Origin of the sequence: Streptomyces sp. NPDC001406 (genome assembly GCF_042895285.1) — a bacterium.
In the GTDB taxonomy this organism is placed as follows: domain Bacteria; phylum Actinomycetota; class Actinomycetes; order Streptomycetales; family Streptomycetaceae; genus Streptomyces.
Window position 1 is genome coordinate 257,046 of record NZ_JBIAWG010000005.1, and the last position, 13,541, is coordinate 270,586.

A 13,541-nucleotide genomic window follows, 5' to 3' on the forward strand; every position below is an offset into this window, starting at 1 on the left:
GAGGAGCGCGAGCGAGATGCAGGGCACTGTGACGATGTACAGCACCACGTGGTGCGGCTACTGCCGCCGGCTGAAGAGCCAGATGGACCGCGAGGGCATCGCGTACACCGAGATCAACATCGAGCAGGACCCGGAGTCCGCGGCGTTCGTGGAGAAGGCGAATGGCGGAAACCAGACGGTCCCGACAGTGCGCTTCGCCGACGGCTCGACGCTGACGAACCCCTCGCTCGCGCAGGTGAAGCAGAAGATCGGCGTGTGACGGCTGCACGGCCGAGGCTGTTGCAAGAAGGCGGCTCCTGAGTTGTCTCGGGAGCCGCCTTCTTCGTGGATCTCGTCAGAAGGAGCTCCGCGTCGGCAGCGGCTTGCCGTACCAGAGCTCGATCAGGCGGGCCGCGATCGAGATGCCGTACGGGGGCAGCACCTCGCCCGACTCGAACGCGGCGTGCAGTTCCTCGCGGGAGAACCAGCGGGCCTCGTGGATCTCGTCGCCGTCGACGTTGACGTCGGTCGAGGTGGCGCGGGCCAGGAAGCCGAGCATGAGGCTGGACGGGAACGGCCAGGGCTGGCTGGCGACGTACTCGACCTCGCCGACGGTGATGCCGGCCTCCTCGAAGACCTCCCGGCGCACCGCCTGCTCGATGGACTCGCCGGGTTCGACGAAGCCGGCGAGCGTCGAGAAGCGGCCCTCGGGCCAGTGGACCTGCCGGCCGAGCAGAATGCGGTCGTCCTCGTCGGTGACGGCCATGATCACGGCGGGGTCGGTGCGCGGGTAGTGCTCGGCGCCGCAGGCCGGGCAGCGGCGGATGTGGCCGGCCGCGGCGATGACGGTGCGCTCGCCACAGCGGGAGCAGAAGCGGTGGGTGCGCTGCCAGTTCTCCAGGCCGACCGCATGCACCATGAGGCCCGCGTCCCGAGGTGACAGGAGCAGACCGGCCTCGCGCAGACCCGCCGGGCGGGCGGACTGGTCGATGCGGCCGGGCAGGGCGTCCTTCTGGAGCGCGAAGTAGCTAATGCCGTCCTCGTCGGTGCCCAGGAAGTAGCGGTGCGCCTCGGTGAGCGGGGCCTCGAAGGACGGGGTCATCATGAGTTCGGTCCGGCCGTCCACCGTCTCGTCGATGAGGACCTGGCCGCCGGAGACCACGAAGCAGCGGGTCGTGGGGTGGCTCCACGCCGCCGCAAGCCAGGCCTCGTCGAGCCGGTGGTGGGCGGCGCGGTCGATGCCGCTCGGGGCGGTGAGCGAGATGGGTCGGTCGGCGGTGTGGTCGGTCCAGGTGGTCACGGGTGCTTCCAACTCCCCCAGTGGAACGGTTTGTTTCGGCGGGCGGTTCAGCGGGACGAAGGGCATGTGGGGACCTGGCCGGGTGTGGGCGGGACGGGCGGGGCGGTCCCTCCAGTGTGCCCCGCGCGCGGTACCGCTCCGTGCGGCGCGGGCCGGTCAGGGCGCATGACGCCAGTTCTCGGCGAGGTCGCCCCACAGATACGCGGAGGTCTCGACGCCCTTGAGGAGGAGGTCGATCTCGACCTTCTCGTTCGGGGCGTGCCAGCCGTCGGAGGGGACGGAGATGCCCAGGAACAGGACGGGCGTGCCGAGGACCTCCTGCAGGTCGGCGGCGGGCCCGGAGCCGCCCTCGCGGGTGAAGCGGACCGGCCCCTCGAAGGCGCGGCCCATGGCGCGGGCCACCGACCGCAGGGCGGGGTGGTCGAGCGGGGTCAGGCACGGGCGCGTGGCCGAGCCGAAGTTGATTTCGAGGCGGATCCCGGCGGGCACCTGATCGGCGGCCCAGGCGCGGACGGCCTTCTCGATGTGGTCGGGGTCCTGGCCCGCGACCAGCCGAAAGGACAGCTTCACCATGGCCGAGGACGGGATGATCGTCTTGCTGCCGGGGCCCTGGTAGCCGCCGCCGATGCCGTTGACCTCGGCGGTGGGGCGGGCCCAGATGCGTTCCAGGGTGGTGTGTCCGGCCTCGCCGTGGGTGGCGTGGGACTTGGCGGTGCACAGCCACTGCCGCTCGTCGAAGGGCAACTCGGCGAAGAGCGCGCGCTCGCGGTCCGTGAGCTCGACGATGCCGTCGTAGAAACCGGGGACCGCCACGCGCGCGTGCTCGTCGTGCAGGGCCGCGACGAGGCGGGCGGCCGCGGTCGCGGGGTTGGGCACGGCACCGCCGAAGGAGCCCGAGTGGATGTCCTGCTCGGGGCCGTACAGCCGGATCTCGCACTCGGCGAGGCCGCGCATGCCGGTGCACACCGTCGGGGTGTCCTCGGACCACATGCCGGTGTCGGAGACGATCACGGCGTCGGCGGCGAGCCGGGCGGCGTGCTCCTCAACGAGGGCCCGGAAGTGCGGGGAGCCGGATTCCTCCTCGCCCTCGATCAGGAGCTTCAGGTTGACGGCCGGGGCGGTACGGCCGGTGGCGGCGAGGTGGGCGCGGACGCCGAGTGTGTGAAAGAACACCTGGCCCTTGTCGTCGGCCGCCCCGCGCGCGTAGAGACGGTTCCCGCGGACCAGGGGCTCGAAGGGCTCGCTGTCCCAGCCGTCCTCGCGGGCGGCGGGCTGCACGTCGTGGTGGCCGTAGACGAGGACCGTCGGGGCCCCCGGGTCGCCTGCGGGCCACTCGGCGAAGACGGCCGGGGCGCCCGGCGTCTCCCAGACCTCGGCGACCGGGAAGCCGGTCTCCTTGAGCTTGGCGGCGAGCCAGTCGGCGCTGCGCCGGACATCGGGAGCGTGGTCGGGCTGGGCCGACACGGAGGGGATGCGCAGCCATGCGGCGAGGTCGTCGAGGAAGGCGGCGCGGTGCTGCTCGATGTACGTACGGACGGCGCTGTCCGGGGTCTGGCTCATGTCCACGAGCCTATCGGCCCGTGCGGACATACTGATCGGGCTGTTCGTCACACTCGGGGTTCGCCCGCGTGCCACTCCGGCTCCCCCAGGAGCAGCCGCTCCAGGGCGGCCCGGTCCGGCAGGTCGGCCGGCCGTACGGCCTCTCCGCTGCGGACGTACACAAAGGTGGCCGTGACCGATTCCAGTGGTACGCCCTGCTGCTCGGCCCACGCGAGCCGGTAGACGGCTAGCTGCAGCGGGTCTGCGGCGCGGCCGCGGCTGGTCTTCCAGTCGACGATCTCGTACGTCACACCGCCCTCGTCGCCGTTCTTGTAGACGGCGTCGATACGCCCCCGTACGACGCGGCCCGCGAGGGCGAGCTGGAAGGGGGCCTCGACGCGATGGGGCGTGCGGTGGGCGTACTCGCTGCGTTCGAAGGCGTCCTTGAGCGCTTCGAGGTCCCGTTCGTCGGCGATCTCGGCCTCGCTGCCCGGCAGGTCCTCGGGGTCCAGCATGGGCAGCGTCAATTCTTCGAACCGGGCCTCCACCCAGGCGTGGAATCGGGTGCCTCGACGCGCGGCGGGTTGCGGGGGGCGCGGCATGGGGCGCGCGAGTTCCTGCGCGAGACCGTCCGGGTCCTCGGCCAGGCGCAGCAGCTGGGTCGCGGTCAGTGTGGTCGGCAGGACGACGTCCGTGACGCTGCGGCGGGCGCGCAGGAGCTCTCCGGTGAGCGCGTCGAGGTCGCGGTCCCAGGAGGCGATGGCGCGGGCCTCCTCGGGAGTGAAGGGTGTGCGCTCCGAGTCACGCTGGTCACGCTCCCACCGCGACTCCGGCTCTCGCTCCGGCTCCGGGAGGCGGGCGGCCGTCCGCTCGCTCGGTCCGGCCTGGTGCGGGACGGCGGGGCGGTCCATGTTCCAGGACTCCCAGTCGTCGGCGTCCTCCTCGAAGAACGGGTCCTCGTCGGGCACCTCTTCGTCCGGTGGCGGGGGCCAGTCCGGGTCGTCGTAGGTGTCGGGGTCGTGGGTGGCCGCCGGGTGGGTGTCCTGGTGGGTGGCGAGGTCTTCCAAGTGGGCGAGTACGGTCTCGGCGGCCGCGCGGCGGCGGGCCAGTGCGGCGGCGTCCAGGGGCAGCGGCCAGGCCTGGTCGGCCATCGCGCGGTGCAGGGCCGGGTTCTCCTCGTCCTGCGCGGGCTCGTCCGCCCAGGCCTCGATCTCGCCGTACCCGGCGGCGCAGTGGTCGTGCAGGGCGAGCAGGAAGTCGGAGGGTCCGCGGGGCTTCTTCTGGGCGGGGCCCCACCAGTGGCCGGAGCCGAGGAGCAGGGAACGGGGGCGAGTGAAGGTGACGTATCCGAGGCGGAGTTCCTCGGTGTGCTGGTGTTCCTTCATCGCCTCGTAAAAGGCCTTCATCCCCCGGGAGTTCCAGGCCTCGACGTCGGGCAGCGTGTCGGCGTCTCCGCGCAGCTCGTGCGGCAGCACCTTGGCCTGGGAGGTCCACTTCTCGCGGCCCTGTGTGCTGGGGAACGTGCCGGTGACGAGGCCGGGCACGACGACGACGTCCCACTCCAGGCCCTTGGACTTGTGCGCGGTGAGCACCTTGACGGTGTTCTCCCCGCCGGGGAGGGCGTTGTCGAGGCCCTTCTCGTACTGGGCGGCGGTGCGCAGGAAGCCGAGGAAGGCCAGGAGGGTGGCCTCGCCGTCGTTCGCGGCGAAGGACGCGGCGATGTCCAGGAAGTTCGACAGGGTCTCGCGGCGGCGGGCGGCGAGCGCGTGCGGTGACGCCGACAGCTCCACCTCCAGGCCGGTGACGGCGAGGACACGGTGCAGGACGTCCATCAGCGGGTCGGCCAGCGAGCGGCGCAGTTCGCGCAGTTCGCTGGCCAGGCGGGCGAAGCGCACGCGTGCGTCCGGGGAGAACGGCAGCCCGTCGTCGTCCCCCTCGGCGTCGGCGCCGTTCAGGGGTGTCTCCAGGAATGTGTCGAGGGCGTCCGCGAGCGATATCACCTCGGACGGATCGACCCCCTCGACGGCCTCGGCGAGCCGGCGGTCCGGGTCGTCGTCGGCGCCCACGCGCGCGTGGGCCACGAGAAGTCGGGCGCGCCGTCCGAGGAGGGCGAGGTCGCGGGGGCCGATGCGCCAGCGCGGGCCGGTCAGCAGACGCACCAGGGAGGCATTGGCGCCGGGGTCCTGGAGGACCTCGCAGACGGCGACCAGGTCGGCGACCTCGGGCAGGTGCAGCAGCCCGGAGAGGCCGACGACCTCGACGGGGATGTCGCGGGCGACGAGCGCGCCCTGGATCTCGGCGAAGTCGGTCGCCGTACGGCACAGGACGGCGATTTCGCCGGGCGCCTTGCCGGTCTGCACGAGGTGGGCGATGGAGTCGGCGATCCAGCCCATCTCCTCGGCGTGGGTGGGCAGCAGGGCGCAGCGGACCGTGCCGTCGCGCTCGGCGCCGGGGGCCGGGCGGAGGGCCTCCACGCCCGCGTGCATGGCGCGCAGCGGCTCGGCGAGGCCGTTGGCGAGGTCGAGGAGGCGGCCGCCGCTGCGGCGGTTCTCGCTGAGTGCCTGGCGGGTGGCGGGTCGGCCCTCGGCGTCGGCGAAGTGCTCGGGAAAGTCGTCGAGGTTGGCCACGGAGGCGCCGCGCCAGCCGTAGATCGCCTGGCAGGGGTCGCCGACGGCGGTCACCGGATGGCCCGTGCCCTCGCCGAAGAGGCCCGCCAGCAGGACGCGCTGGGCCACCGAGGTGTCCTGGTACTCGTCGAGGAGCACCACGCGGAACTCGTCGCGCAGCACGCGGCCCACCTCGGGGATCCGGGCGAGGGCTGCCGAGAGGGCGATCTGGTCACCGAAGTCGAGCAGGTCGCGCTCGCGCTTGGCGGCCCGGTAGCGCACGACGAGTTCGGCGAGTTCGCGGCGGGCGGCGGCCGTCTCGGGGACCTTGCGCAGGTCGGCGTTGGTGAGCCTGGCGCCTTCCAGGCTCACCAACAGGTCGGCGTCCCACGCGCGCAGGTCCTCGGGGCGTACGAGGTGTTCGGCGAGTTCGGAGTCGAGGGTGAGCAGGTCACTGACCAGGTCGGCGAAGGAGCGGGTCAGCGCCGGGTAGGGGCCGGGGGCCTCGCGCAGTACGCGCGCGGCGAGCTGGTAGCGGGTGGCGTCGGCGAGCAGCCGCGATGTCGGCTCCAGTCCGATGCGCAGGCCGTGGTCGGTCAGGAGGCGGCCGGCGAAGGCGTGGTACGTGGAGATCACCGGCTCACCGGGCGGGTTGTCCGGGTCGATGACGTCGGGGTCGGTGACACCGGCCTTGACCAGTGCCTTGCGGACGCGTTCGGCGAGTTCACCGGCGGCCTTGTTGGTGAAGGTGAGGCCGAGTACCTGCTCGGGTGCGACCTGTCCGGTGCCGACCAGCCACACCACCCGTGCCGCCATCACCGTGGTCTTGCCCGATCCCGCTCCGGCCACGATCACCTGCGGGGCGGGCGGCGCGGTGATGCAGGCCATCTGCTCCGGGGTGAACGGGATGCCGAGGAGCTCCTTGAGCTGCTCGGGGTCGGTGATACGGGCGGCCATGTCGGAGAGGCTAGCGGCGGGCACTGACAGCGGATGCCCGATCGGCCGCCGCGACGAGGAGAGCCGCAGGTCGGCGCGGGTGGTGCGATGCGTCACGCCTGTTGCCCGCCCCCGTCACGCCCACTGTCGGACCGTGTCACGCCCGCTGTCCGTCCGCGTGCCGCCCGCTACTCGACCACGTGCCGTCCCTCCGGCCGCGCGCTGCACGACGCCCGGAACGCACAGTGCGTGCAGTGCTGGCCGGTGCTCGGCGTGAACCGCTCGTCGAGGACCTTTCCGGCGGCGGTGGCCAGCAGGTCACCGACCCACTCCCCCTCCAGCGGCTCCTGGGCCTGCACCTTGGGCAGGGTCTCGCCGCCGTCGCGCTTGGCCGCACCCTGGCGCAGCTGCACGAGTTCGGCACCGCCCGGTTCGGGGCGTACGCCGTCGAAGGCGTCGTCCACGGCTCCCGCGCCGACGGCCAACTGGTAGACGGCGAGCTGCGGATGGCGGGCCACCTCGGCCGCGCTGACCGGCTGCTTGCCGGTCTTGAAGTCCACGACGTACGCGCGTCCCTCGCCGTCCGTCTCGACGCGGTCCATCTGGCCGCGGATGCGCACCTCGTAGTCGCCCGCTTCGAGGGTGACGTCGAAGTCGTGCTCGCTCGTCACGGGTGTGCGCCCGGTGCGGTCCAGCACATGCCACTTCAGGAAGCGTTCGAGCGCCACACGCGCGTGCTCCATCTCCTGCGCCGACTTCCAGGGCGCGTCGAAGGCGAGCGCGTTCCACACCGACTCCAGGCGCTCCATGAGGACGGCAAGGTCGGCGGGGGTGCGTCCGGAGGCGACCTCGTCGGCGAGGACGTGCACCACGTTACCGAAGCCCTGGGCGGCGGTGGCGGGTGCGTCGGCCTTCACCTCGCGGCCCAGGAACCACTGGAGGGCGCACGTGTTGGCGAGCTGGTCGAGGGCGCTGCCGGACAGGACCACGGGCTGGTTGCGGTCGCGCAGCGGCACCTTGCTCTCGGTCGGCTCGAACATGCCCCACCAGCGGTAGGGGTGGGCCGACGGGACCAGTGGGCGGCCGTCCTCGTCGGCGAGCGCTGCGAGCCGGGCGAGCCGACGGGCGGCGGCCTCGCGGAGGGTGGCAGAAGCGCGCGGGTCGACGGTCGTGGCGCGCAGCTCGGCGACGAGCGCGGCCACGGACAGCGGGCGGCGGGGGCGGCCGGTGACGTCCCGCGGCTCGACGCCGAGTTCCGTGAGGAAACGGGAGGGCTGGTCACCGTCGTCCGCGGGCGCCTGCACCGCGGTGACGACGAGGCGTTCACGCGCGCGCGTGGCGGCGACGTAGAAGAGGCGCCGCTCCTCGGCGAGCAGCGCACCGGGGGTGAGCGGTTCGGCGAGCCCGTCGCGGCCGATGCGGTCGGCCTCCAGAAGGGAGCCGCGGCGGCGCAGGTCCGGCCAGAGGCCCTCCTGGACGCCGGCGACCACGACCAGGCGCCACTCCAGGCCCTTGGAGCGGTGCGCGGTCATCAGACGGACGGCGTCCGGCCGTACGGCACGCCGGGTGAGCGTGTCGGCGGCGATGTCCTCGGCCTCGATCTCCTCCAGGAAGTTCAGGGCGCCCCGGCCGCCGGTGCGTTCCTCCGCGCGCGCGGCGGTCGCAAACAGGGCGCACACGGCGTCCAGGTCACGGTCGGCGTTGCGGCCGGCCGCGCCGCCACGCCGGGCGGCCCGTTCCAGACGGGTGGGCCATGGGGTGCCCTGCCACAGCTCCCACAGCGCCTCCTCGGCCGTGCCGCCGCCCGCGAGGCACTCCCGTGCCTTCCTGAGCAGCGCGCCGAGCCGCTGGGCCCCGCGGGCGTACACGGGGTCGTGTGCGACCAGGCGTTCGGGTTCGGCGAGGGCCTGAGCGAGCAGTTCGTCCGAGGGCGGCGGCAGCGGGTTGCCCGCCACGCGCTCCTCCTCGCGCAGGGCCCGGCCGAGACGGCGCAGGTCGGCCGCGTCCATGCCGGCGAGGGGGGAGGTGAGCAGGGTCAGAGCGGTCTCGGTGGTCAGCCAGGAGGTGTCGGGAGCCGGGTCCTCGGCGGATCGATCGGCGGACTGCTCAGCGGTCTCCGCAAGCTGCTCCCCGGCGTTGCCCCGTGGCGCGGACGCCTCGCCGTCGCCCCGTACGCCCCCTGCCGCCTCCGCCGTCGCCACCGCCCTGAGCGCCGTCAGCAGCGGTGCCACCGCCGGCTCGTGGCGCAGGGGCAGGTCGTCGCCGTCGATGTCCAGGGGGACGCCGGCGGCCGTGAGGGCGCGGCGGACCGTCGGGATGGTGCGCGATCCGGCGCGCACCAGGACGGCCATCTCGCCCCAGGGAACGCCGTCCTCCAGGTGCGCCCTGCGGAGGATGTCGGCGATGTTGTCCAGCTCCGTACCGGCCGTGGGGTACGTGTACGCCTCGACTCGGCCCCCGTCCCGGGCCGGAACGAGCTCACGATGGGCTCGTACCTTGTCGGCGGGCAGGCGGGTCAGCGGCATGCGCTGGGTCACCAGACGGGTGGCGGCCAGCAGGGCGGCGCCGGAACGGCGGGAGGTCCGCAGAACCTCGACGGGAGCCGGACGGCCGTCCGCGCGCGGGAAGGCCGCCGGGAAGTCCAGGATGCCGTTCACGTCCGCGCCCCGGAACGCGTAGATCGACTGGTCGGGGTCGCCGAAGGCGACCAGGGTGCGGCCGCCGCCGGCCAGGGCGTGCAACAGGCGCACCTGGGCCGGGTCGGTGTCCTGGTACTCGTCGACGTACACGGCGTCGTACTGCGCGGCGAGCCGGGCCGCGGCCTCGGGGCGGCGGGCCAGCAGCACCGCGCGGTGGACGAGTTCCGCGTAGTCGAGCACGCCCTGCATGTCGAGCACGTCGAGGTACTCGGCGAGGAACGCGGCGGCGGCGCGCCAGTCGGGGCGGCCGATCCGGCGGGCGAAGGCGTCCAAAGCGTCGGGGCCCAGACCCAGTTCCCGGCTGCGGGCGAGCACCGCGCGGACCTCGTCGGCGAAGCCGCGGGTGGTCAGGCAGGCGCGCAGTTCGTCCGGCCAGCGCACGTGGGTGAGGCCGAGGCGTTCCAGATCGGGCTCGCCCGCGAGCAGTTCGCGGACGGTGACGTCCTGCTCGGGGCCGGAGAGCAGTCGCATCGGCTCCACGAACAGGTCGCTGTCCTGGTGGGCACGGACCAGGGCATAGCAGTACGAGTGGAACGTGGTCGCCCGGGGCGCCCGGGCCGCCCCCATGCGCAGGGCCATGCGGTCGCGGAGTTCAACGGCCGCCTTGCGGCTGAACGTCAGCACGAGGATCCGCGCGGGGTCCCCGCCGCGGGCGATCCGCGCGGCCACGGACTCCACCAGCGTGGTGGTCTTGCCGGTGCCGGGACCTGCGAGAACGAGCAGCGGACCGGACCGGTGGTCAACCACCGCGCGCTGGGCGGCGTCAAGACGAGGGGGATCCTGTTCGGCCGGCGGGGTACGCACCAGTCGGTAAGCGCCACGGTTCCCCTGCCGCACCTGGGGGTGCGGCAGACGCCTGGTGGAGGAAGAGGAGCTCACGTGGTTCGCCGGTCCTGGTGGTCGTACTGGTTGTCGGGCCGCCGTGCGTGCAGAGCGGTGGCCGAGGGGTGAGGGGGACGCGTTCCGTCGACGCTACGCCGCCGAGTGGGACGGAAGTGAGGCTTCCGCTTCTTCCCTCCCGGCTCTTGCGACACGCGCGTCCCACGCCTCACGAACGTACGGCATGCCACGGACGTCCCTCGTGTCCCCCGTACGGGCCACAGGTTCCCCTCGGAGGGGTCCGATGGCGGAAGCTGTCAGGTGTGACCCTCCGCGCCCTCGTCGCCGTCCCACCGCGCACGTCTCAGGTCGAGCCGCGGCAGGTGGCCCTCGGCGGCCCTGCTCGCCTCCTTCAAAGGGGTGCCCTCCGCGCGATAGTGGTCAAGGGCCCGCAGTTCGTGGCCCGGAAGCAGCACCCCGTCGGCGCGCACGACGCGCCACCACGGCACGGCTCCCCCGTAGAGGGCCATCACGCGGCCGACCTGGCGCGGACCGCCCTCCTCCAGCCACTCGGCGACGTCCCCGTACGTCATGACACGACCGGGCGGAATCCGCTCGGCCACGTCGAGAACCCGCTCGGCGTACTCCGGCAGCGCCTCCGTGCCTCCCGCCCGGGCGCCCTCAGGAAGGTTCTCCTCGCTCATTCGCCCCATCCTGCCCCACCCCACCGACAACGTGACGCACTCGTCACCGGATGCATCCCTCGCCCTGGAGCGGCGCTTCCGGCAGACTGTGCGCCCCCGCATTTGCACCCTGATGCCCCCGTGTGCCGATGGGGCATGCCACCATCGTGCGGGCGGTGACTGGTGATACGAGACCAAGAAGAGACGATGAAGCAGCAGGGCGTGCACGCCGAAGGCGCGGAGGGCGGCTCTGCCGTCCCCTCGCGTCCGGACACCGCCGACGTGCACGAGAAGAGCCCTGAAGAGACCGCACACACGACGGATCCGCCGAACCGGGCCGACGGCCCGGACGACGCTCACGTCGACGAGGTCGAGGGCGACGAACCGCTGCTCCCCGCGCGCGTGCACCGCCCGTCCGACCTGATGCGGCTCCTGGTGGGCGTGCTCGCCATCGTCGTCCTGCTCGCGATCGCCGCGTTCGCACACGGAACGACCTCAGGGCTCGAACAGGACATCAACAAGGGCACCGGCCAGGCACCCGATCTGCTGATCAAGATCGCCGGACTGGCGTCGAGCATCGCGATCCTCCTGGTGCCGGTCGCGTTCGCGATCGAGCGGCTGATCAAGCGGGACGGGCTGCGCATCGCCGACGGCGTGCTCGCGGCGGTCCTCGCACACGGAGTGACCCTCGCCACCGACCTGTGGGTCGCCAGAGCCGCCCCCGACTCGATCCAGGAGGCGCTCACCCAGCCCTCCCCCGGTGACATCCACGCCCTGACCGACCCGGTGCACGGCTATCTGGCACCCGTCATCGCGTACATGACGGCCGTCGGCATGTCCCGGCGGCCCCGCTGGCGTGCCGTGCTGTGGATCGTGCTGATGCTCGACGCGTTCTCGATGCTGGTCACCGGCTACACGACGCCGTTCTCGATCATCCTGACGGTGCTGATCGGCTGGACCGTGGCCTACGGGACGCTGTACGCGGTCGGCTCCCCCAACGTCCGCCCCACGGGACAGACGCTGATGGCCGGCCTGCGGCACGTCGGGTTCCACCCCGTCTCGGCGGCCCGCGAGGAGGCCGCGGACACGGAGAACGGCGACCGCGGCCGACGCTACTTCGTCACCCTGGAGGACGGCCCGCCGCTCGATGTCACGGTGGTCGACCGGGAGCAGCAGGCACAGGGCTTCTTCTACCGCGCGTGGCGCAATCTGACCCTGCGCGGCTTCGCGACCCGCAGCAGCCTGCAGTCGCTGCGCCAGGCGCTGGAGCAGGAGGCCCTGCTCGCCTACGCGGCCATCGCGGCTGGCGCCAACGCGCCCAAGCTGATCGCGACCTCCGAGCTGGGCCCCGACGCCGTCATGCTCATCTACGAGCACACCGGCGGGCACACGCTGGACACGCTGGCGGACGACGAGATCACCGACGAACTGCTGCGCAACACCTGGCACCAGGTGCAGGCGCTGCAGTCGCGGCGCATCGCGCACCGCAGGCTGGCGGGTGACGCGATTGTGGTGGATCGTTCCGGCACGGTGATCCTCACCGATCTGCGCGGCGGCGAGATCGCGGCCGGCGATCTGCTGCTGCGCATGGACGTCGCCCAGCTGGTCACCACGCTCGGCCTGCGGGTGGGCGCCGAGCGGGCCGTGGCCTCCGCCGTCCGCGTGCTCGGTCCGGACGTCGTCGCCGACTGCCTGCCCATGCTCCAGCCGATCGCGCTGACCCGCTCCACGCGCGCGACGCTGCGAAAACTGGCCCGCGAGCGGGCGCAGCGGGAGCGCGAGGCGGTCCTCGAGGCATCACGGCAGGCCAGGCAGGCCCGCCTGGAGGAGGGCTCGGAGGACAGCGGACCCGTACTCGAGAAACCCGACAAGAAGACGGTGCGCGCGGAACAGCGGGCCGAGAAGCGGGCCATCGACGAGGCTCTGGAGGAGGCCCGCGAAGAGGATCTGCTGACACAGATCCGGCACGAGGTGCTGCGGATCAGGCCGCAGGCTCCCGTGGAGCCGGCCCGCCTGGAGCGGGTGCGGCCGCGCACGCTGATCAGTTTCATCGCGGGTGCCATCGGCGCGTACTACCTGCTGACCCAGCTCACGCACATCGAGTTCGGCACGCTCTTCGCCCAGGCCCAGTGGGGCTGGGTGATCGCGGCGGTGCTGTTCTCGGCGCTCAGCTATGTCGCCGCCGCCATGGCACTGCTGGGGTTCGTGCCCGAGCGGGTGCCGTTCCTGCGGACCGTGGCGGCGCAGGTCGCCGGGTCCTTCGTGAAGATCGTGGCACCGGCCGCGGTCGGCGGTGTCGCACTCAACACGCGCTTCCTGCAGCGCGCGGGCGTACGGCCCGGGCTCGCGGTGGCGAGCGTCGGCGCCTCGCAGCTGTTCGGGCTCGGCTGCCACATCCTGATGCTGCTGTCCTTCGGCTATCTGACCGGCACCGAGAAGACCCCGTCGCTGTCGCCGTCCCGGACGGTCATCGCCGGCCTGCTCACGGTGGCGGTGCTCGTGCTCGTGGTGACCTCGGTGCCGTTCCTGCGGAAATTCGTCGTCACGCGCGTGAGGTCGCTGTTCGCGGGTGTGGTGCCGCGCATGCTGGACGTGCTGCAGCGGCCGCAGAAGCTGGTCACCGGCATCGGCGGCATGCTCCTGCTCACCGCCTGCTTCGTGATGTGCCTGGACGCGTCGATCCGGGCGTTCGGCGACAACTCCACCTCGCTCAGCATCGCCAGCGTCGCCGTCGTCTTCCTCGCCGGAAACGCGCTCGGGTCCGCGGCACCGACCCCGGGCGGTGTGGGCGCGGTGGAGGCGACCCTGACGGTCGGCCTCATCGCCGTCGGCCTCCCCAAGGAGGTCGCCGCACCGGCCGTCCTGCTGTTCCGGCTCCTGACCCTGTGGCTGCCGGTGCTGCCGGGCTGGCTGGCCTTCAACCACCTGACGCGCAAGGGCGCCCTGTAGCCGTACGCCGGCGGAAGTACCTCGTACGGCC

The 13,541-nt window shown here is 72.7% G+C and carries 7 protein-coding genes; 2 read left to right on the forward strand and 5 right to left on the reverse strand.

Annotation, left to right across the window (positions count from 1 at the left end; all coding sequences use genetic code 11):
• Positions 1-16: 16 nt before the first annotated feature.
• Complete coding sequence (locus ACFY1J_RS14205; protein WP_390708759.1) at positions 17-259, forward strand: mycoredoxin; 243 nt, start codon at positions 17-19, stop codon at positions 257-259.
• 75 nt (positions 260-334) lie between these two features.
• On the opposite strand, the gene nudC is transcribed toward ACFY1J_RS14205, so the two are convergent.
• From nudC to ACFY1J_RS14230, 5 genes are all read right to left on the reverse strand, one after another.
• Complete coding sequence (gene nudC, locus ACFY1J_RS14210; protein ID WP_390708758.1) at positions 335-1,279, reverse strand: NAD(+) diphosphatase; 945 nt, start codon at positions 1,277-1,279, stop codon at positions 335-337.
• Positions 1,280-1,435: 156 nt separating this feature from the next.
• Positions 1,436-2,839 (reverse strand): dipeptidase, encoded by a 1,404-nt coding sequence (locus ACFY1J_RS14215; protein ID WP_390708757.1) that lies wholly within the window; start codon positions 2,837-2,839, stop codon positions 1,436-1,438.
• Positions 2,840-2,886: 47 nt separating this feature from the next.
• Positions 2,887-6,381 carry a UvrD-helicase domain-containing protein gene (locus ACFY1J_RS14220; protein WP_390731273.1) on the reverse strand — a complete coding sequence of 1,165 codons (3,495 nt, stop codon included), beginning with the start codon at positions 6,379-6,381 and terminating at the stop codon, positions 2,887-2,889.
• Positions 6,382-6,548: 167 nt separating this feature from the next.
• Positions 6,549-9,938, reverse strand: coding sequence for an ATP-dependent helicase (locus ACFY1J_RS14225; protein WP_390708755.1), 3,390 nt, complete (start codon positions 9,936-9,938; stop codon positions 6,549-6,551).
• Between the two features lie 257 nt (positions 9,939-10,195).
• The gene (locus ACFY1J_RS14230; RefSeq protein ID WP_390708754.1) at positions 10,196-10,582 is read right to left on the reverse strand and encodes an MGMT family protein; all 387 of its coding nucleotides are present in this window, start codon (positions 10,580-10,582) and stop codon (positions 10,196-10,198) included.
• 186 nt (positions 10,583-10,768) lie between these two features.
• Between ACFY1J_RS14230 and ACFY1J_RS14235 the strand changes: the two genes are divergently transcribed.
• The gene (locus ACFY1J_RS14235; RefSeq protein WP_390708753.1) at positions 10,769-13,510 is read left to right on the forward strand and encodes a lysylphosphatidylglycerol synthase domain-containing protein; all 2,742 of its coding nucleotides are present in this window, start codon (positions 10,769-10,771) and stop codon (positions 13,508-13,510) included.
• The last annotated feature ends 31 nt before the right edge of the window (positions 13,511-13,541 follow it).

Coding starts and splice junctions, on each gene's coding strand:
- ACFY1J_RS14230 (WP_390708754.1), bottom strand. CDS start 10,582: ATGAGCGAGGAGAACCTTCCTGAGGGCGCCCGGGCGGGAGGCACGGAG.
- ACFY1J_RS14235 (WP_390708753.1), top strand. CDS start 10,769: ATGAAGCAGCAGGGCGTGCACGCCGAAGGCGCGGAGGGCGGCTCTGCC.
- ACFY1J_RS14215 (WP_390708757.1), bottom strand. CDS start 2,839: ATGAGCCAGACCCCGGACAGCGCCGTCCGTACGTACATCGAGCAGCAC.
- ACFY1J_RS14220 (WP_390731273.1), bottom strand. CDS start 6,381: ATGGCCGCCCGTATCACCGACCCCGAGCAGCTCAAGGAGCTCCTCGGC.
- ACFY1J_RS14205 (WP_390708759.1), top strand. CDS start 17: ATGCAGGGCACTGTGACGATGTACAGCACCACGTGGTGCGGCTACTGC.